Annotated in this window: 18 protein-coding genes; all 18 read left to right on the top strand. The window is 48.7% G+C overall.

Annotated elements, in window-relative coordinates; genetic code table 11:
* The first annotated feature begins 96 nt into the window (after positions 1-96).
* The 18 genes from GJT30_14530 (at position 97) to GJT30_14445 (ending at position 19618) form a co-directional block, all read left to right on the top strand.
* A complete protein-coding gene (locus GJT30_14530; protein MSM40828.1) occupies positions 97-1065 on the top strand; it encodes an octaprenyl diphosphate synthase in 969 nt (322 codons plus the stop codon).
* A 160-nt stretch (positions 1066-1225) separates the two neighbouring features.
* Positions 1226-1468, top strand: coding sequence for a hypothetical protein (locus tag GJT30_14525; GenBank protein MSM40827.1), 243 nt, complete (start codon positions 1226-1228; stop codon positions 1466-1468).
* A gap of 218 nt (positions 1469-1686) precedes the next feature.
* A complete protein-coding gene (locus GJT30_14520) occupies positions 1687-2205 on the top strand; it encodes a redoxin domain-containing protein (protein ID MSM40826.1) in 519 nt (172 codons plus the stop codon).
* A gap of 23 nt (positions 2206-2228) precedes the next feature.
* Positions 2229-2954, top strand: coding sequence for a cytochrome c biogenesis protein CcdA (locus GJT30_14515; GenBank protein MSM40825.1), 726 nt, complete (start codon positions 2229-2231; stop codon positions 2952-2954).
* A 5-nt stretch (positions 2955-2959) separates the two neighbouring features.
* The gene (locus GJT30_14510; GenBank protein MSM40824.1) at positions 2960-3370 is read left to right on the top strand and encodes a VOC family protein; all 411 of its coding nucleotides are present in this window, start codon (positions 2960-2962) and stop codon (positions 3368-3370) included.
* 398 nt (positions 3371-3768) lie between these two features.
* Complete coding sequence (locus GJT30_14505) at positions 3769-4545, top strand: prepilin peptidase (GenBank protein ID MSM40823.1); 777 nt, start codon at positions 3769-3771, stop codon at positions 4543-4545.
* Between the two features lie 7 nt (positions 4546-4552).
* Positions 4553-6145, top strand: a complete 1593-nt coding sequence (locus tag GJT30_14500) for a HAMP domain-containing protein (GenBank protein MSM40822.1) — start codon at positions 4553-4555, stop codon at positions 6143-6145.
* Entirely contained in the window at positions 6126-7532 is a 1407-nt protein-coding gene (locus tag GJT30_14495; protein MSM40821.1) for a response regulator, read from the top strand. Before GJT30_14500 ends, GJT30_14495 begins: the two co-directional genes overlap by 20 nt.
* A gap of 212 nt (positions 7533-7744) precedes the next feature.
* The gene (locus tag GJT30_14490) at positions 7745-8554 is read left to right on the top strand and encodes a thioredoxin fold domain-containing protein (protein MSM40820.1); all 810 of its coding nucleotides are present in this window, start codon (positions 7745-7747) and stop codon (positions 8552-8554) included.
* 16 nt (positions 8555-8570) lie between these two features.
* Positions 8571-8867: a hypothetical protein gene (locus GJT30_14485; GenBank protein MSM40819.1), complete on the top strand. Its 297-nt coding sequence runs from the start codon at positions 8571-8573 to the stop codon at positions 8865-8867.
* Complete coding sequence (locus tag GJT30_14480) at positions 8864-14671, top strand: pilus assembly protein PilY (protein MSM40818.1); 5808 nt, start codon at positions 8864-8866, stop codon at positions 14669-14671. The genes GJT30_14485 and GJT30_14480 overlap by 4 nt, the downstream gene beginning before the upstream one ends.
* A gap of 34 nt (positions 14672-14705) precedes the next feature.
* Positions 14706-15224 (top strand): prepilin-type N-terminal cleavage/methylation domain-containing protein, encoded by a 519-nt coding sequence (locus GJT30_14475; GenBank protein MSM40817.1) that lies wholly within the window; start codon positions 14706-14708, stop codon positions 15222-15224.
* Positions 15202-15615, top strand: coding sequence for a prepilin-type N-terminal cleavage/methylation domain-containing protein (locus tag GJT30_14470; GenBank protein ID MSM40816.1), 414 nt, complete (start codon positions 15202-15204; stop codon positions 15613-15615). Before GJT30_14475 ends, GJT30_14470 begins: the two co-directional genes overlap by 23 nt.
* Positions 15616-15632: 17 nt before the next feature.
* The gene (locus GJT30_14465; protein ID MSM40815.1) at positions 15633-16877 is read left to right on the top strand and encodes a prepilin-type N-terminal cleavage/methylation domain-containing protein; all 1245 of its coding nucleotides are present in this window, start codon (positions 15633-15635) and stop codon (positions 16875-16877) included.
* 10 nt (positions 16878-16887) lie between these two features.
* Positions 16888-17508 carry a hypothetical protein gene (locus tag GJT30_14460; protein MSM40814.1) on the top strand — a complete coding sequence of 207 codons (621 nt, stop codon included), beginning with the start codon at positions 16888-16890 and terminating at the stop codon, positions 17506-17508.
* 290 nt (positions 17509-17798) lie between these two features.
* Entirely contained in the window at positions 17799-17999 is a 201-nt protein-coding gene (locus tag GJT30_14455; protein ID MSM40813.1) for a helix-turn-helix domain-containing protein, read from the top strand.
* Positions 18000-18020: 21 nt separating this feature from the next.
* Positions 18021-19079, top strand: coding sequence for a type IV pilus assembly protein PilM (gene pilM / locus GJT30_14450; protein MSM40812.1), 1059 nt, complete (start codon positions 18021-18023; stop codon positions 19077-19079).
* Positions 19073-19618: a fimbrial protein gene (locus GJT30_14445; GenBank protein ID MSM40811.1), complete on the top strand. Its 546-nt coding sequence runs from the start codon at positions 19073-19075 to the stop codon at positions 19616-19618. Before pilM ends, GJT30_14445 begins: the two co-directional genes overlap by 7 nt.
* The last annotated feature ends 33 nt before the right edge of the window (positions 19619-19651 follow it).

Genomic DNA, 19651 nt, shown 5'->3' with positions numbered 1-19651 from the left:
CCGGGCATGGTGGAGGGGAACTCGCGACCAGAAATGCTTTGACAAATCTTGCACCCTTCCTATAGTATTGCCGGAGCATTGAGCCGAGGATACGTCATGGAAACAGCGCTGGAACTCATCGGAGATGAACTTAAACAGGTAGAGCAGCAGTTCAAGAAAGATCTGGCATCGGATGTGCCGCTGATCCGCAAGGTCGGGGAGTATGTACTTGCAAGTGGCGGCAAGCGCATCCGCCCTGCGCTTCTGCTGCTGTCGGCAAAGCTGTGCGAGTATCGCGGCGACCGTCACGTCCCCCTGGCGAGTGTCATCGAGTTCATCCACACGGCAACCCTGCTCCATGACGATGTTGTCGACAATGCCAACATCCGCCGTGGCATCGCATCCGCCAATACCCTCTGGGGGAATGAGGCGTCGGTGCTGGTCGGGGATTTCCTTTTCTCCAAGTCATTTTCCCTCATGGTTGCCGATGGCGACCTCAATGTCCTGCGGGTTCTCTCCGGCGCCACCACCATGATCGCGGAAGGGGAGGTACTCCAGCTCGTCTGTACCAGCGACCTTTCCCTGACCGAGGAACGTTATATCGAAGTCGTCAAGTGCAAGACAGCCGTCCTGATTTCTGCGGCCTGCCAGGCCGGAGCCATACTTGGAAAGGTCTCTCCCGAACTGGAGCAGGACCTGAGCGAGTTCGGCATGCAACTCGGCATAGCTTTCCAGTTGATGGACGATGTGCTGGACTATGCCGCCAACCAGGCAGAATTCGGCAAGAGCATCGGTCACGATCTGGAGGAGGGGAAGATAACCCTTCCGCTTATTCATACCCTGCAACTCTGTACTGCCGACGAGCGGGAGCGGATCGGCGAAATCGTCACAGCCGAAGAGCTGTCCGACGATGATTTCCAGTTCGTCTTCGATGCGGTTCACCGTTACGGTGGCATCGAATTCACCGTGAACAGGGCCAGAGAATATACCAACCGGGCCAAACAAGCTCTTGAATCATTCTCTCCCTCCTCGGTAAAATCCGCTCTTGTGGAACTCTCCGATTACGTGGTTACCCGCCAGCGCTGACTTTCGCGAAATCCCCGCACGCTTGTGCTAAATAACTGCCATTCAAACGGCGTTTCCCTATAACTGTCGGGAAATTAACCTGTTATAGTTGGTTAGTATATTGCATGCATATGCACAAGGATATGAAATCTGTAAGTGCTCAGATTGTAGGTGAAATGTTATGAGAAACGGAAAACTGGTTCATGAAACGCACGTCAAGGTAGATGGAGAAAGCTTTCAGGTCTTGGTCTATTGCCGGGATGATGGACGGCATTTTGCCAAGACTCATCTGGGGGGAGAGGATATCATCATCAACGATGGAGTGACACTCGAAGATGTCCTCCATGTGCATGAGCAGGTTCTCCCGTTAGCCATCTCCACGCGCAGGATCCGCCAGCAGATCAAAGAAGAACTGTACCCCTGAAGGCTGCGCGTATCAGCGTTCACTCCTGCCGTGCCCGCATCGGGCATGGTAACCCTCCTGTATTGTCTCCAAAATATCCTTGCATTCCCGTAATATCTGACATAATAGAGTGTTGAGATCCTGTGCTCTGCATGCCGAAGTACACCTGCGTACCCTTGTATCGGCGCCAGCTATACCACACAGGAGCAACGAAAAGAACATTTGACGGGAGTATGCTGATGAAACGAATTGTACTGATGATCGTGCTGGCAGTCTGCGTTGCCTTGACTGGCTGTTCCAAAGGGGACAAGAGCCCGGACATGGAGGCAAAGGTAGGTGCTCCCGCACCCGAGTTCACCCTCAAAGACCTTTCAGGCAAGGATGTAAGTCTTGCCTCGTTGCGCGGGAAGGTGGTCATGCTCAATTTCTGGGCGACATGGTGTCCTCCCTGCAAGGAGGAAATCCCATCCATGATGAGGCTCAACCAGGCAATGTCTGGCAAGCCTTTTCAGATGCTGGCGGTTTCCATTGACGATGGCGGCAAGCCCGCAGTAGATGCCTTCTTTAAGGAGAACAGATTTTTGCTTCCGGCCTTGAACGATCCTGGCCAGAGCATCGGCAAGATGTACGGTGTTACCGGCGTTCCGGAAACCTTTGTCATCGATAAGAAGGGTGTTATACTGAAAAAATTCATCGGCGGCCTGGATTGGAGCGCTCCCGAGGTAATCAATTATTTCAACGAACTGACCACCCAGTAGCAGAGGACCGAATCGGAGCGTACATGGAATCCGGCAATATCAGCTTTATCGGGGCGTTCTTCGCAGGGCTTCTTTCGTTTCTCTCCCCCTGCGTCCTTCCCCTGATACCGTCATATATCACCTACATTACCGGTCTTTCCTTTGCCGATCTCCAGGAGGAGCATCCTGCCCACAAGGTCAGGCAGCAGACAATCATTCATTCGCTGCTGTTCATTGCGGGATTTACGATAGTCTTTGTGCTTCTCGGCGCGTCTGCCACCTTCATCGGCGGTTTTCTGCAAGAGCATATGGGTTTGATCAGAAAGGTCGGTGGGGTGCTCATTATCATCTTTGGCATCCATGTGACCGGGCTCGTGCCGATTCATGCGCTTCTGGGGGAAAAACGGGTCAGTATCCAACGCAAACCTGCCGGTTATCTGGGGAGTCTGTTGGTGGGGCTTGCCTTTGCCGCAGGTTGGACCCCCTGCATCGGACCGATCCTCGCCTCGATCCTCATGGTTGCCGCCACGGAAGACACGGTCTACCACGGCATAGCCCTGCTGTTGACCTATTCCATGGGGCTGGCTATCCCGTTTTTTCTCTCTGCGCTTGCCATGCACAAATTCCTCGTCCTGTTCAACCGGTTTAAAAAGCATATCCGGATCTTTGAGATCGTAACCGGTCTGTTCCTCATTGTCGTTGGTGTTATGATCTTTACCAACTACCTGACGGTTTTGGGACGATTCTCCTTAAAGATATTCGGGGGGTGAACCGGTTGAGCCGCCATGTACCGAAGGTTTCCATCCAGTTGACGGTTGCCAATCTTTCCACGACGGAAGCATTTTATGTCGGCATCCTTGAACTTCCCGTGCGTCGGGCCGTAACGGTATTGGGTGCTCCTGAGCATTTGGAGATGAAGTTGGACGGATGGGAATTGATATTCGTCGAGGAAGCCACGGTGCTGAAGGTCCATCCGGTCCTGGAAGAGCGATTTGCCATGTTTCCCAAGGGGGTAGGGGCAACACTGCATTTCAGGGTTACCGGGTTGGATGATATCTACCAGGCGCTGTTGGAGGAGGAGATGGAGATACTCTACCCTCTGGAAGAGCAGCCCTATGGTATCAAGGATCTCTGGTGCTTCGATCCCGATGGCTATATGGTGGTTCTGGAGGAATCGACTCGCTGATTCGTTCGACTGATCGTGTGTCAAAAAAGGGCCGTTCCAAATGGAACGGCCCTTTTCCGTTATGGTTCCTTCTTTTTTTTACCTCGGTCCCCGAGGTCGCAGGAATCGGACATTCAGGTCTGTACGCCAAGGCGTGGCAGAATATATTTTTGCAGCACCACCCAAAAGGCCAGAAAACCCAGCAGTAGCAATATGTCTTTCATAGAAGTGTCTCCTTATGGAAGAGACAGTAGCATATATTCCAAGAAATGAATATATATTTGCATCAAGCCAAACGAACCAGCCGGGCACCTTACCTCCTGTAGACTCGAATACCCTGGAAATTGCCGGATGTTCCGGTATACTGGGCGTTGCCTTACTGCAAACGTCATTCACCTGAGGGTCACGTGAGTTCTGTCCTGAGTATCCAGATCGTTGTGTTTCTGTTTGGTGCCGTTGTGGGATCATTTCTGAACGTTTGCATCAGCCGTCTTCCCCGGGGGGAGTCGGTGGTATTCCCGGCATCTCATTGCCCTCGGTGCGGTGGTGCCATTGCTTGGTATGACAACATCCCGATTCTGAGTTACGCCCTGCTCAGGGGGCGGTGCCGTTCCTGCCGGGAAAGGATCTCTGCCCAGTACCCACTGGTTGAACTGATCAATGGGCTGCTCACCCTGTTTCTCTTTCGCAGTTTTGGATCAACACCTGCCTTTCTCGTGCTTTTCTTTTTTTGCAGTGCGCTGGTGGTCATTACATTCATTGACCTGGAGCATCAGATCATCCCCGATGTGATCAGTATTCCTGGGATCGTGATCGGTTTCCTTTGTTCCTTTGTCATTCATGGGCATTCATGGCAGAACTCGTTGATCGGCATCATTGCCGGGGGGGGGAGTCTGCTTCTCGTTGCGTACGGCTATCAGTGGCTTACCGGCAAGGAAGGCATGGGTGGGGGCGACATCAAGCTGCTGGCAATGATGGGGGCGTTTCTCGGTTGGCGATCCGTCCCGTTCATCATCTTCAGTGCTTCGCTGGTGGGGTCTGTGATCGGTATTTCGCTCATGTTGGCCCGCGGCAGGGATGCCAAGCTTGCCATCCCCTTCGGACCGTTTCTTGCGTTCGGTGCTATCCTGTATATATTTTACGGGAATCGGATCATAACTTGGTATCTCAGCCTGGGAGCATTGCCCGGGGGATAGCGAACCCATGAAAATCTTTCGCTTAAGCCTCACTGTTACTATCCTGGCTGCCCTCGCATCCCTGCTGATCCTCACCTGGCTTCTCCTGAGTATCATTGCCTTCACAACAGCAGAGAAGGACCTGTACACCATGAAAGGTGAAGCCGGCAAGGCATTGCTGGCCATGGTTCTCCGTGCGGTCCCGGCTCCTCTGACCACTTCCGGGCGAAATCAATCCATGAGCCCCGATCTGGTCGGATCGCTGGCAGATGTCGAAGGCTTCAATGGATTTGTGCTGGTGGACCAGAACGGTTGTACGGTCTATTCATTAGCCGATCGAAGAGGATCAGACCCGCGACTCCGGCAAACTTTGCGGGATGGAAGCGATGCAACGGTCGTCGCCAGAGGCGGGACCGAGATTCTCTGTTATGCTCCGATGAATTTCCAGGGGAAAAGGGTCGGGGCAGCGCGACTTGCCCTGACGCTTTCCAGCGAGCACGAACGTCTTGCCAGGTCGCGACGGTTGTTCCATGCCTATTTCGCCATCGATTTTCTGATGCTGCTCGGCCTTGGCTATCTTTCGCTGCGGAGGATCGTTGTTGCTCCCATGCGACGGCTTCTGTCCGCCACACAGAGAATAGCCGCAGGCGATTACGGCTCCCAGGTGCATGTCCCCGGTAGTACGGAAATAGCAGAGCTTGCTGATTCGTTCAATGCGATGCTCGAGTCGCTGCGAACCAAACGGGATGAAGTCGACCGGCACGTCTGTTCTCTTGAGGAGGTGAATCGTCAACTTCAGGCGGCACGTGAAGAAACCCTCCGTTCGGAACGTTTGGCCTCAGTGGGGCTGCTTGCAGCGGGAACTGCCCACGAAATCGGCACCCCCCTGGCTGCGATCATCGGCTACGCAGGCATCCTCAGGGAAGAACTCGCCGGCGATCGGGAAAAATTGGATTATGCCGTGCGGATTGAGCAGGATGCAGGGCGAATCGATCGTATTGTCCGTGATCTATTGCATTATGCCAAACCAGCGCATGGCGAACGTCTGCATGTCCAGGTTGCAGGGCTTCTGGATGAAACAGTAGCGCTCTTGACTGGCCAGGGGGCTTTCAAGAGCATCACCACAACTGTCATAGCTGCGGCTGGTCTGCCGGAACTCTATCTCGATCGATTCCAGTTGCAGCAGGTGCTCATCAATCTGCTGATCAATGCCCGTGATGCCATGCCCCATGGCGGCCTCATTGAGGTACGGGCCAACTGTGCGGAAATGAACATCCAGCGCATGTCTGAAGCGTATTCAGGAGTCATCAGGGGCCGACGACGTGACGACTTCGGTGGAATCTTCAGTAGGTCGCTTCCAGGGGACGACGCTTCCCTCCCCTGCATCAGGATCGATATCCGCGATGCAGGGGAGGGGATATTCGCGGAGAATCTCGATCGGATCTTCGACCCTTTTTTCACTACCAAGGAGCCTGGAAAAGGTACCGGGCTCGGATTATCCATTGCCGCGCGGATCATTGATTCATTTGGCGGTCGGATTACCGTAAACAGCACCGTCGGAGAGGGGAGCTGCTTTACCGTCTGGCTTCCGGTGGTGGATGATGACCAGGACCAACGTTGAAGGAGGATGGGTGAAAGACCGGGAACGGAAACGGATACTGGTGGTTGATGACGAAGAAAATCTGCGGCACATGCTCAGGGTTATGCTGCAGAAGCTGGGTTATGCCATTGAACTTGCGTCCGATGGCGAAGAAGCTTTGCATCGGGTCATAAAGGATGCCTACGACTTTATCCTTTGTGATATCAAGATGCCGGTTGTCGATGGTGTGGAGTTCCTGCAACTGGCAACACAGTCCGGCACAACCTCGACCATTATCATGATGTCAGCCTACGGCACGGTGGATACGGCCATTGAATGCATGAAGCTTGGAGCTTACGACTACATTTCCAAGCCGTTCAAAAGTGACGAGATTGCTCTGGTGCTGAAGAAGGCCGAGGAACGGGAGCGTCTCAAAGAGGAAAACCGCCAGCTTCAGGAGGCGGTGAACAGGGAGTTCGGCATTTCGGGAATCGTGAGCAAGAATCCCGTCATGCTGAATATCTTTGCCCTGGTGAAAAAGGTTTGCGATTTCAAGACCACGGTTTTGATCCTCGGAGAGTCAGGGACAGGGAAAGAACTGATCGCCAAAGCCCTCCATTACAACAGCATTCGCCGCAAGGGGCCATTCGTCGGGGTCAACTGTGGCGCGATCCCGGAGAACCTGCTGGAAAGCGAGCTGTTCGGCCATGTAAAGGGAGCATTCACGGATGCTTCAGTGGATAAGGCCGGCTTGTTCGAACAGGCGGATGGTGGGACGCTTTTCCTGGACGAAATTGGTGAAATGCCGCTGGCTCTGCAGGTAAAGCTACTTCGAGTTCTGCAGGAAGAGGAGATCAGGCGGGTTGGTGCTGCCAATGCCCGCAAGATTGATGTTCGGGTTATCTCAGCCACGTCCCGTGATTTGGAGCAAGATGTTCTGAAAGGAAGGTTTCGAGAGGATCTCTTCTTTCGACTCAACGTCTTTGCCTTGACCCTGCCCCCCTTGCGTGAACGTTCCGAGGATGTTCCGTTTCTGGTCGACCATTTTCTCGACCGCTATGGGGAAAGGTTTGGCAAGGTTGGTGTCCGTTGCAGCCAGGCTGCATTACAGCTGCTCATGGATTATGCGTGGCCAGGGAATGTCCGCGAACTGGAGAATGTGATCGAACGCGGTCTTATTCTTTGTGAAGGAATGCTTCTTACCCCTGATGCGCTTCCGGAAAAGTTGCGCGGGGGTGTGCGCGGAAAGTTTGCAGATATGATTCCTGCTGATTGCCTCTCTCTCAAAAAGGCAGGAGAGTTGCTGGAACGGGATTTCATCCGCCGTGCTCTGGAAAAGACCGGAGGGAACAGGACCCATGCGGCAAAGTTACTTGAGATCAGTCACCGTGCCCTGCTTTATAAGATCAAGGAGTTTGGCATGGAATAGGGCTTAGTATGTAATATCTGCGAGGATTTCTGGTCGGTGCTATGAAAAATTTGCGATGTATGTTTGCCTTGCTGTGTGTGGTGTGTAAAATATGGTGTAATTACAATTGGTAATGGAGTTGTTTTATCTGGCACCGGGGTTGCTAAGCATCGCGTACGGTTGGATAAAATTAACTGCTCAATATCCCTCCTGAATGTGACGAAAGGAATAGTATGGTTCGGACTGGAATAGCAGCGGTGTTTTTTTTCGCGATTATGGTAGTGTCTGTATTCGCAATGCCCCATGAGGAATGTACTGACGGGAGTAATCGTTCCGGAAGTGATTGTAGCAGCTGCCATACCCTGACTATCGATGAAGCAAACAAATTACTCGCCGGGGTTGGCGAAGTAAAAGGGATCAAACAAGCAGTAGTTCGGGGGCTCTTTGAAGTCACTGTTGAGAATAAAGGGAAACAGGCGTTAGCCTATGTGGATTATGCCAAAAAGCACTTGTTGCCCGGCCCTATTTTTTCGCTGGAAACCAAGAAAATAGTCAATCAATCATCTGTTGAGCCTGAGGCCACGACGATCAAAACAAAGATCGACGTTGCATCCATTCCTCTATCAAATTCTATCCTGATTGGTAATCCTGAGGGGAAGAAGAAACTGTTTGTCTTCACGGATCCAGATTGTCCGTTCTGCAAAAAACTCCATTGGGAACTGGTGAAACTGGTTTACATGGAGCCTGATTTGGAAATTGTCGTGAAGATGTTTCCGTTGAAGATGCACCCAACTGCGTACGATAAGGCTCGAGTTATTCTCGGTGCGGGGACTTCCTATCTTTTGGATAAGGCATTTGCAGGAGAACAGCTCCCAACGCCTGGGGAGAAAGACTCGAAAGAACCTGTGGACGAGTCGATCAAACTTGGTGAGAAATTGGGAGTCAGAGTGACCCCTACCTTAATTCTCCCAGATGGCAGAATGATTTCCGGTTTCTATGAAGCGGGTAAGTTGCGTAGGTTGATCCAAGGAGAAGCTGAGTAAGGACGAGGAGAGGACCATGAGAGTTGTTATAATATTGTTTTTGTTGCTGGTTGTCGGTTTGCCTGTCCAGGCACGTTCAAAGCATTATTTTTTCAATGGGTTAGTGCGAAGCATATCTGATAGTAGCATCAATGTTGATGGAAGGGAATTCCCTCTAGCATATAAGATCCAGGTCCTGTCACAGACTCAGAACAAAGGTGCTTTTACCGAACACAAAGCACAGCTGAGTGATGTGTATCGTGGTCTCTCTGTGACCGTGCGGGTTGAGGGCGCATCGGTCAATCAGATCGTGATAGAGGAGTGGAAAAAATGAAAGCATTAAAAATTATTACAGTTTATGGACTGTTTCTGATCTTATGTGGCAATTTGATCATGTCGCACAGTGCTGATGCTGCGGTTATGAATGATTATTGTATTCAACCCCCGTTTATTGCTCAGAGCGTACCTCCACTGGTGATGTTTTCCACTGGCCGTGAGCACAAACTCTATTATGAGGCATACAATGATGCTGCCGATCTTGATGAAGACGGCAAACTGGAAATTACCTATAAGCATTCCGTTACCTATTATGGATATTTCGACCCCGATGTCTGCTATACCTATGACAATACAGGCACCGCTAATTTCGAGCCTATTGGGGCTGCAACCAACAAGTTTTGTGCCGCATCCCAATGGAGTGGCAATATCCTCAACTGGCTGACCATGTCGCGTATGGATGTGCTCCGCAAGGTGCTTTACGGAGGCCATCGCAGTACAGACAGTACAACAACCGTTCTTGAGCGGGTTAACGTCCCCCATGACGCCCATAGCTGGGGCAAGGAGGTCACAGGGCGACTTTGCTACAATGCCACTGCGACATTACCTTATACCAATATGTGCATGACCAGTGACGACTGCGCGTCAGGCTATACCTGCACGGACAAGTCGATCAATCTCATTGGTATCGGCCCTTCCGATGCCCCGGTGACCAGCACAACCACGACTGCCCCCTGGGATCAGGTAGGAAAAATTCTCGTTGCCCGCTATAACCACACCAACAGTTCCGCTGGAACTGACCATGCCAATCTGCTCAATTCATACCAACCGGGAAGCCTGCAGGCTGGATATCCAAAAACCATTACAGATTTTGATTCCACCGAAACCAATGGCAGGTATGACAATGGAAATTACCTGAATATTTTTGCTGTTACTGAATTTGATGCAACCGGGTTAACCGGAGATTGGCAATTTGCTGTAGATGGCGACGATGGTGTCGAATTGGAGATCGATGGGGCTGTTGTGGCAAGTTATTATGGTGCTCATGGTAGCTGTTATGCGTACAACAAAAAACCGAAGGCGGATAACACGGATTTTTGTTCTACAACCCAGCGTGCCACGATCACGCTGGGAGCCGGTTATCACAGGCTAATTGCCAGACATTCCGATGTGACTGGACAGGAAGGGGTACGAGTTTGGTACAAACTCCCAGGTTCTACTACGGCAACTGCATGGACAATCGTGGGGGCGGCAACTCTCACATTACGGGCACCTACTATCACGACAGGGAACCTCCCGAGTATTAAAACGACTGATTTCATTACTTCCGGGACACCGTCAGTGGGGACATTTGTTACTGGTACCGCCAAACAGCACCTTTTCTGCAGTACGTCGCTGAACCTCAATACTGCCCCCCTCTTGCGCAGGCTACAGAACCGATCGGAACGGATCTGGGACTGGGCATCTAAAGAGCGTCCGGTCTGCGATACATCCATGGCTGATGGAACTACCGTTTCACCTGAGGATTTTGAGGTCCGGGTCCAAGTCTGTAATGATTCCGATCCTCGGACAGACTATTTCAATAATTACTGCCGTAATTATGGCACGGTCGCTTCGCCGGAATGGAAGCCCTCAGGGTTGTTGCAAAAATTTGGTGAGCGGCTTGGCGGGAAAGTATGTTCGCGGGCTCTTGCCAAAACATGTAACTCTGACTCGCAGTGTGACTTGACAACCGAAGGGATTTGCATTGATCGGGCTACTATGTTTTTCGGTCTTATGACCGACACTTACACTAAAAATATGAGCGGAGGCATGCTCCGGAAAAATTTCAGCGGCATTGAGGATGAGACTCAAGTCAATGGTTATTTCCAGTCATCTGAAAGTACTCGCGGCAACCTTGTCCTCACCTTTGATCGGTTACATATCGTGGGTTACGATTACAGCAGCAATTCTTACCCAAACACCACCGACGGAGGGAATTGCGGCTGGATAACCACACGCTCCCTCCAGGAGGGTGAATGCCGTAACTGGGGAAATCCAATGGCCGAGCTTCTCTATGAGGGAGTTCGCTACATTGCAGGCAAGGGAGAGTCGACAGTGGCATTCACCGTTACGGCAACTGCCGATGCGGGCATTTCTCTGACAAAACCCGATTGGGGATATAAGAGCGGCAGCGACTCTTACCAACCTTATGAAATTTTCCCTTCCTGTGCGAAGCCGTTTATTTTGCTCCTTTCCGATATAAATACCAGTTATGACGGAGACCAACTCCCCGGAACAAGTTTCGCTTCGGTAAGTGAAGATACACGAGCCCCTCATCTGGGTATCGGCGACGTTTCGAGTGGTAGGTCGTTCATCAATTCACTTATGGATACTATCGGCACGGACGAAGGGATTACGGGGCATAACTGGTTTATTGGCGATAACGGAGTTGCGGCAGATAAAGATTTCATGTGTTCCTCAAAACTCATCAGCGATTTCAGCCTTGCCAATGGTATTTGCCCTGAAGAACCAACTAAAAAGGGGTCATATTATTCAGCTGCAGTCGCTTATTATGCCCATTCCTATCTATTCAATAAAGCTGCCAAGCCCAACATTAATACTTTCGTGGTCGCACTTTCTTCGCCAGTTGCTGACATTAAGGTCAAGGTGGGAGGTAAATATGTCACCTTGGTCCCCATTGGCAAGTCGGTAAGCGGGAGTTCAAGTGTCAAGACGTCTTGTTATGACAAATGCACGGTTACAACAGATACAAATGGAGCACATATAACCAATTGCGCTTCAGATGCATTTTGTCCTTCCAATCAAATCGTTGATTTTTATGTGGATGAAGTTACCTATGATTCAAGTAACAATGTCACACATGCACGCTTCAGAATCAATTTTGAGGATGTGGAGCAGGGCGCAGATCACGATATGGATGCCATAGTCCTTTACGAAATTACACCAGTTGGTACAGATAGGGTTGAAGTTCGTCTTAAATCAGAGTATGCAGCCGGATCTATTGACCAGGTTATGGGGTTCGTCGTAAGCGGGACAACAGAAGATGGAGCCTATCTTACGGTTCGGGATGCGGATGCTGTCGCTGACGGAGACACTCCGTCGACTATTGCTGATATGTCACTTGAGTGGTCCAAGACATTCACAGTGAGTTCGGTTGCGTCTGCTTCAAATTTCCTGAAAAGTCCTCTTTGGTATGCGGCCAAGTGGGGGGGGTTCCAGGACATCAATGGCAATGACAAACCTGACACGGCTGCAGAATGGGACAAGGATGGTGATGGCGAACCTGACAATTACTTCCTGGTGGTCAACCCTCTTATGCTGGAAACTCAGTTAAGAAAGGCGTTAGAGGCAATACTTGCCAGAGTCGCTTCCGGAACGGCGGCGTCAATTCTGAATAATAGTGAAGGAAGTGGAGCTAACCTAGTGCAGGCGGTTTTCTATCCAAAGAAGCAGTTCGACAACAATACCGAGGTCAACTGGATCGGCGAAATGCAGAATCTCTGGTATTTCCTCGACCCCAACCTGCAAAAGACGTCAATCCGTGAAGATACAGATCATAGCAATACCATGCATCTTAAAAACGACCATGTGGTTCAGTATTACTTCGATTCTTCGCAAAATCAGACCCTGGTTAAGCGTTTTCTTGACGCAAACGGTGATGGTGCTGCAGATGATACAACATCGCCGTTGGACACCGTGTCGCCGGATGATGTTAACAGTCTTTGGAAAGCTGGGAGCCTTCTCTGGTCGCGCGATCTGACCAGTTCACCTCGAACCATATATACAAGCTTCAATTCAACCTCGGGTAGCAGCATGCAGAATTTTAACGGTCTTCCCAATGATGCAACTACGTGGGATATTTTGCAGGTTCCTGCGGGGACTAATGCTGAGCGTGGTGCCGAGGCCACGAAGATCATCAATTATATCCATGGTACGGATCAGAGTGGGTACCGCAATCGTAAAGTTTCTATTCTGGGCTGTGGGTTGGGTACCTGCCTAAGGGAATGGAAGCTGGGTGATATTGTGTCATCGACGCCGAAACTGGTTTCCAATGTTAAATTGAATAACTATAACCTTAATCCTCCAACCGGCTATAACGATACGACGTACGAGTCGTTCACCAAGTCGACAACCTACCAGAACCGTGGAATGGTGTTGGTTGGCGGCAACGATGGTATGCTCCATGCTTTTAAGCTTGGTATACTCAAAGAGATTTCGGATCCGTATGCAAAGGCGAAGATAGTAGATGCTGACGGCAGCACGGCTACCACAAGTTCCAATTTAGGGAAAGAAGAATGGGCATTTATCCCCAAACAAGCTCTTCCCTATCTGAAATATTTGGCGGATCCCGAGTATTCCCATCTCTATTATGTTGACCGAACCTCTACCATTATCGATGCCAGTATAAGTAAACCTACTGGATGTGATTCTGCTTTGGATTATTCGGATTGTGCGAAGTCGGCATCGACGTGGAGAACCGTTCTCGTGGGCGGTATGGGTTTTGGTGGGGCTGCAAAACCAACTACCAATGCTTGTTCTGCTCCAGCAGCCTGTGTGAAAACACCTATTACCGGTGTCGGGTATTCCTCGTATTTTGCACTTGATGTGACTGATCCGGCTAACCCTTTATACATGTGGGATTTTTATGGAGACACCGGATCTCCGGGTACGCTTGGTTATTCTACAACCGGTCCGGCAATTGTGCGCATAAGCGCAAAGGTTAAGGACGTAGGAGGCAACGATACCGCAAATCCAGATCATTCCAAGAACGGCAAATGGTTTGCCGTATTTGCATCTGGGCCAACAGGACCAATTGATACGTCACTACATCAATTCAAGGGGGAATCGGATCAACAGCTCAGAATCTTTGTGGTCGATCTTGCCACAGGGGTACTGCTTAGGACTATCACCACTGATTTTGCAGGGAACGCTCTCCCGAGCAATGCCTTTGCCGGATCTCTCGCAACGAGTGTGATCGATGCTGACCGAAATAATGCTTCTTCATTAGGTTATTACAGTGACGATGCCGTATATATTGGGTATGTGCAGAAGGATACAACGACAAATACTTGGACGAAAGGCGGAGTATTGCGTCTGCAGACTAAAGAAAGCAGAAACCCGAATGACTGGGTTGTCAGTACCTTGATTAATGATGTCGGTCCTGTCACGACAGCTGTGACGAAGTTGCAAGATCGGAAGAACTACAATCTTTGGGTCTATTTTGGGACGGGTCGTTTTTTCTATAAGCAGGATGATTTTTCAACAACCCGTCAGCAACTCTATGGGGTTAAGGAACCCTGTTACTCTACTGCGAATCGGACTATGCTAACCGCTGTAGGCGGTGGCACTTATAATGATCTAGACAAAAACTGTACCGATGCAGCAACAGGGACACTGACAGACCAGACCGGAGATGCAACAACGAGTCCTTCTGCTACCATTACCGGCAGTTCCGCCGGATGGTTTGTTACCTTGGATCCGAAGGACAGTGTTTCGTTGACAGAGAGGGTTATTACCGATCCAATTGCTTCCAGTAGTGGGGCGGTATTTTTCACTACATTTAAGCCGAGTGCCGACATCTGTAAATTTGGTGGTGATTCGCTCGTATGGGCGTTGCGTTATGATACTGGCGGGGTTCCCCCTTCTGCTGCCATGCAGGGCAGGGCTCTTATGCAAGTTTCTACAGGGGCTTTTGCTGAAATATCACTTAAGGATGCCTTTAATAATCCGACAAATAAAGGGTATGACGGCAGACGACTTGCAACGGCAATTTCCGGTGTCCCGCCAACTGCTCAAGGATTGTCACTTCTTACTAACCCCAGACCAGTGAAACGACTATTGCACATGCAGGAGCGATGATCCGAATGCTTGGGAAGTGTATTGGTGAAAGTTTATGGTGAACTCGAATTGCCGTGCAAAAATGGCATACGCATATGGATCAATGCGGGGGTTTGCGCTCACCGAGCTCATCGTCGTGGTAGCCATCATCGGAATTCTTCTGACAATTGGCACAATGAATTTTCATTCATGGAATGTAAAGTCACAGATTGAGCGTGAAACAAGGGAACTCTATACCGATATCAACCGACTGCGTCTTGACGCAATCCATACGAAAAAACAACAGAGTATTGTTTTGGAACCGAACCAGTACGTATTGAAGAATTATAGCACCGAGAACGAGAATAAGTTTGCTGGACGAGTGATTGCATTTAGACCGGTAAAGTACCGTCTTTCTAAGCCGTCTGCAGATTTCTCTGGGGAGCACTATCTATTTGATACACGCGGCTTTGCGGACAGCGGAGCGACGATTGTCGTTAACCCGACCGGTTCAGGAGCTAGTTACGATTGTATTGTGCTCTCGATTGGGAGAGCAAATATGGGGAAAATGAATGGTGGAACCTGTGAGTATTGATCAAAAGGGTTTTACTCTCGTCGAATTTCTGGTAGCCATTGTCATTCTGACAGTAGGACTTCTAGGGTTGCTGCAGTCTGTGAACGTTTCAATACAGAGCAATATGACTTCCGATCTTAGGCAGGAAGCATCGGTCATTGCAGATGAAGAAATAGCTAAGGATCTTGCTAAGGGGAGTTCTCAGATCGGTTTTGATGCAATTTCGACAACCACGAAGAGTTACCTTGTACAGAGGAAAGTCCTAACTGGATTTCGTAATTTTTCAGTAACAAAGATCGGCAGTTCGGTATCAGTTAACTCAAAGCAGGTGGATGTCCAGGTCGCCTGGAGATACAAAGGTAATCGACACTCTTATGGTGGTTCTTCAGTCATCACCAGATCCCAACAGTGATGGGTAATGGGCATTGTATGCTAAAAGACCAGCACGGATTTTCTCTTGTAGAGTTAATTGTAACAATGGCGATATTCATCGTTGTCGTGATGATCTCCTCTGATTCCTTCAATCTTATTCTCAAACAATCGTCACGGTTGATGCATAGCGAAGAAAGCAATATCGAAGGGATGATTGGTCTTGAACAGTTACGTCATGATCTCCAACAAGCAGGGTTCGGCATTCCCTATGAGTTTCCCGCGACTGCTCCGGTATACGCAGAAGCAGCGAACACACCTGCCAGCACGTATAATGATGCTCCGAGCGGGATACCACGAGCGTTTTCTTCGGGGAATAACCTTGCCGGGATATCGGATTCCGGTAGTGAGACAGGCAATACTTATAATGTCGTCGATGGAACTGACTATCTCGTTATACGGGGATCTTCAGTAGGGAGAGGCAATACGCCTCAGCGATGGACATATATCAACTATTCCTCAGACTCCCCAAAACCGCACGTGTGGCCTTCTGCTGCGGAAAACATCAAGAATAATGCCTGGAGCATTGTTCTGAACCGTGTTTTTTCCAATGGGACCTATACCAACCGATTGGTCGTCGATGGTGCCATTGCTGATGTTACTGATAAGTTATATTTTGCAACAACATACAACCCTAATTTCCTGGGATCTAATAATTTTGCACCCAAAAGCCCGAATGAAGTCCACTTTGTCTACGGTATAGTAGATGGTGACGACCTCAGGATGCCCTTCAACCGTACCGACTATTTTGTCAGCAAGCCATCAAAAATCGGCAGTATGCCCAGTGCCTGTGCACCTAAAACCGGCATCCTGTACAAGACAACAGTTAACCATGGAGATGGAAAGCTCTCTTATATCCCTATAGTGGATTGTGTGGCCGACATGCAGGTAATTTATGGCTGGGACCTGAAAAATGGTGGGGTAGCTGGTACGGATGGTTTGATTGATACTTATTCGAACGCAGACGGTTCAGGTGTTTTGGGCGAGGCAACGGGTTCCGAAGTTACAACAGCTCTTGGTGACGCAGCAAGTATTCGAGCGAATCTGAAAGTAGTCAAAGTGTATCTGCTTGTCCAAAATGGACGTAAGGACCTGAATTATACTAGCCCGAGCCCCATCGCACTGGGGGACGTCGGAGAGTTGAGTCTCAGCAGGAATTATACACTTACGAGTGATATGCTGAATTACCGTTGGCGAGTTCAACGGATCATTGTCAGGCCTAAGAACTTGACCAGCAACCAGTGACAGGTAGAACATGAACCTTCAAAAGATAAAAGAAGAGAAAGGCATTGCTTTGGTGACAGCGTTGATGCTAACGCTGATCTCCTTGACCATGATATTGGCTCTGCTTTACATGATAACTGCAGGGGTTTCCTTATCAGGAGCTCAAAAAAGGTACAGAACATCTCTGGAAGCTTCCCATGGGGGGGCTGAAATTGTCTTGAAGGATGTCATCCCGACGATCATGAGGAACTACTCTAGCAGTACCTTGGTGACGCAGGTGCAAAATGACTTTTCCGGTGTGGGGCTACAGGTGACAGCTTCTCAGAAATGCCTGCAAGCTAAGTTAACGAAGCCTGCCAGCCAATGGCCTTCTGGATGTAGCCAGGCAAGTAATCCTAAACAAGGTCCGGATTTGACATTTAACTTACAGGCAAGCAGTGGTGATTCGTATCGGATATACACCAAAATCATAGATACCGTGAAGGGTAATACTGACATAAGTGGTTTACAACTTGAGGGCGCAGGTGTTGCTGAAAGTACTCCAGTGTTAACCCCTCAACATTTTCCTTATATTTATCGCATCGAAGTTCAGGGGGAACGTTCAACAACTTCTCAGGAGCAAGCAAATATATCCGCATTATATGCATATTAAAGCATTACAGTCGCTGGGCAATTTATTGTGAAAATTTGCATTAAAGAATGCTGCCAACGATCCGATAACAAACTTAACTCCCACCATAAATCCTTTTCTGACGACGCCCTGCCCTTTCCGTGATGTCAAGAAAAATTGTTGTTATTTGGCCGTAATCGCCTGTGCACAGTCGACAATTTCTATTAGTGTATGTTTAGGTGAAATATAATTGCATTTAATATCTTGACAATTTGTTTAATTTGGATAGATTTCAGGCATATTGATAATACTGACGGACAGTGGAATATGTCATGAAATTGAAGAACAATTTGAAAAGAATCCGAGAAGCTAAGTTGATTAGCAAGGCCGAACTTGCGAGGCAGGCGGGAGTTTCTCCAGTAACTATAGACCGAATCGAGCGGGGTATGGATTGCCGGTTGGAAACCAAGAGAAAGATTATCCTTGCCTTAGGCTTTTCTCTAGCAGACAGGGCAAAGGTCTTTGAGGATTAATACAGGGGAATGGGAACTCATATGTTATTCCAAAAGAAGAAAGATATCCTCGGAATAGACATTGGCTCCAGTGCAATCAAACTGGTTCAACTGAAGCAGCAAAAGGGCAGTTACTTGCTGCAAAACATTGGATTGGTGCCTTTGCCTGCTGAGGCTATTGTTGATAATGCGCTTATGGACAGTTCCTCAATTGTTGAAACAATAAAAAAGCTCATCAAGAGCCTTAACTTGAAAGATAAAGAAGTCGCTAGTTCAATATCAGGGAATTCTGTAATTATTAGAAAGATTTCTCTCCCTGTTATGCCACCAGAAGAGTTAGATGAACAGATACATTGGGAAGCAGAACAATATATTCCATTTGACATTAACGATGTGAACATAGATTTCCAGCTATTACCACAAGAAGATATCGATGCTACAAAAATGAATGTTCTGCTTGTTGCTAGCAAGAAAGATATTATCGATGATTATCTTACGGTGTTTAACGAATCAGGTCTCAAATTAGTCGTAATGGATGTAGATTCCTTTGCAGTGCAGAATGCTTTTGAGTTCAATTATGATGCCGACCCTGAAGATGTTTATGCCCTGATCAATATTGGCGCCAGTATGATGAATTTCAATATAGTCAAGGGAGGGGTCTCGTTGTTTACCCGTGATGTTCAAATGGGGGGGAATCTATACACTGAGGAGATCCAAAAATATTATAGCCTTGGCTCTGATGAGGCTGAAAGGATCAAATTGACGGGTGACTCTCCTGGAGAAGGGCAACTCACGGATGTTACAGGTAGAATTAATGATACATTAGCAATTGAAATTCGACGATCTTTAGATTTTTACAACTCAAATGCGGGAGAATTAGGTCGAATCACCAAAGTATTCTTGAGTGGTGGGTGTGCAAAGATGGCTATGCTGTCATCTACAGTTGGAGATCGACTTGGTCTTCCGGTCGAATTATTGAATCCCTTCCAAAAAATCAAATATAACGATAAAGAGTTTGACCCTGAATATCTCCAGGAAATTGGGCCTCTCATGACTGTTGCACTGGGGCTGGCAACAAGGAGGCACGGTGACAAATGGTAAGAATAAATCTACTCCCAGTTAGAGCATTAAAGAAAAAAGAGACTGCACAGCAACAAATATCTATATTTTTTCTTTCCATAATCGGGGTTGTTGTTTGTTGTGGTGCAGTGTATGCGGTTACACTTGCGAAATTAAGTACGACTAAAGAAGAAATTCGCAAATCTGAAATTGAGATGAAGACTCTTAAGGCAAAGATAGGCGAAATTAATAACATTAAGAAACTTCAAGCTGATGTGAAGAAAAAGCTTGATGTGCTTAACCAGCTTAGAAAAGAAAAAATAGGTCCTGCAAGCAGGTTGGCGCGGCTGAGTGATGCTGTGCCGGAAAAACTCTGGCTCACAAAATACAGTGAAAAAGAGGTATCTGTTTCAATGAGCGGAGTTGCATATAATGAGGAATTAATCGCAGAGTTTATGCGTAATTTGATGGCAACTGATGATTTTTCCTCTGTTGAATTGCAAGTGTCTGAACAATATGAAATTGCAGGGGTAAAGGCGAAAAAATTCGACTTGGCCTGTATGCTCAAGGTAAAAAAATAGGAGAAATGTTGTCTCATTTTCGAATGTAAGGAA

It is taken from the genome of Geobacter sp., assembly GCA_009684525.1.
Taxonomy (GTDB): Bacteria; Desulfobacterota; Desulfuromonadia; order Geobacterales; family DSM-12255; genus Geoanaerobacter.
This window is presented reverse-complemented; position numbering and strand designations above follow the sequence as displayed.

Coding starts and splice junctions, on each gene's coding strand:
- GJT30_14525 (MSM40827.1), top strand. CDS start 1,226: ATGAGAAACGGAAAACTGGTTCATGAAACGCACGTCAAGGTAGATGGA.
- GJT30_14475 (MSM40817.1), top strand. CDS start 14,706: ATGGTGAACTCGAATTGCCGTGCAAAAATGGCATACGCATATGGATCA.
- GJT30_14500 (MSM40822.1), top strand. CDS start 4,553: ATGAAAATCTTTCGCTTAAGCCTCACTGTTACTATCCTGGCTGCCCTC.
- GJT30_14530 (MSM40828.1), top strand. CDS start 97: ATGGAAACAGCGCTGGAACTCATCGGAGATGAACTTAAACAGGTAGAG.
- GJT30_14470 (MSM40816.1), top strand. CDS start 15,202: ATGGTGGAACCTGTGAGTATTGATCAAAAGGGTTTTACTCTCGTCGAA.
- GJT30_14455 (MSM40813.1), top strand. CDS start 17,799: ATGAAATTGAAGAACAATTTGAAAAGAATCCGAGAAGCTAAGTTGATT.
- GJT30_14445 (MSM40811.1), top strand. CDS start 19,073: ATGGTAAGAATAAATCTACTCCCAGTTAGAGCATTAAAGAAAAAAGAG.
- GJT30_14480 (MSM40818.1), top strand. CDS start 8,864: ATGAAAGCATTAAAAATTATTACAGTTTATGGACTGTTTCTGATCTTA.
- GJT30_14465 (MSM40815.1), top strand. CDS start 15,633: ATGCTAAAAGACCAGCACGGATTTTCTCTTGTAGAGTTAATTGTAACA.
- GJT30_14495 (MSM40821.1), top strand. CDS start 6,126: ATGACCAGGACCAACGTTGAAGGAGGATGGGTGAAAGACCGGGAACGG.
- GJT30_14520 (MSM40826.1), top strand. CDS start 1,687: ATGAAACGAATTGTACTGATGATCGTGCTGGCAGTCTGCGTTGCCTTG.
- GJT30_14460 (MSM40814.1), top strand. CDS start 16,888: ATGAACCTTCAAAAGATAAAAGAAGAGAAAGGCATTGCTTTGGTGACA.
- pilM (MSM40812.1), top strand. CDS start 18,021: ATGTTATTCCAAAAGAAGAAAGATATCCTCGGAATAGACATTGGCTCC.
- GJT30_14515 (MSM40825.1), top strand. CDS start 2,229: ATGGAATCCGGCAATATCAGCTTTATCGGGGCGTTCTTCGCAGGGCTT.
- GJT30_14490 (MSM40820.1), top strand. CDS start 7,745: ATGGTTCGGACTGGAATAGCAGCGGTGTTTTTTTTCGCGATTATGGTA.
- GJT30_14485 (MSM40819.1), top strand. CDS start 8,571: ATGAGAGTTGTTATAATATTGTTTTTGTTGCTGGTTGTCGGTTTGCCT.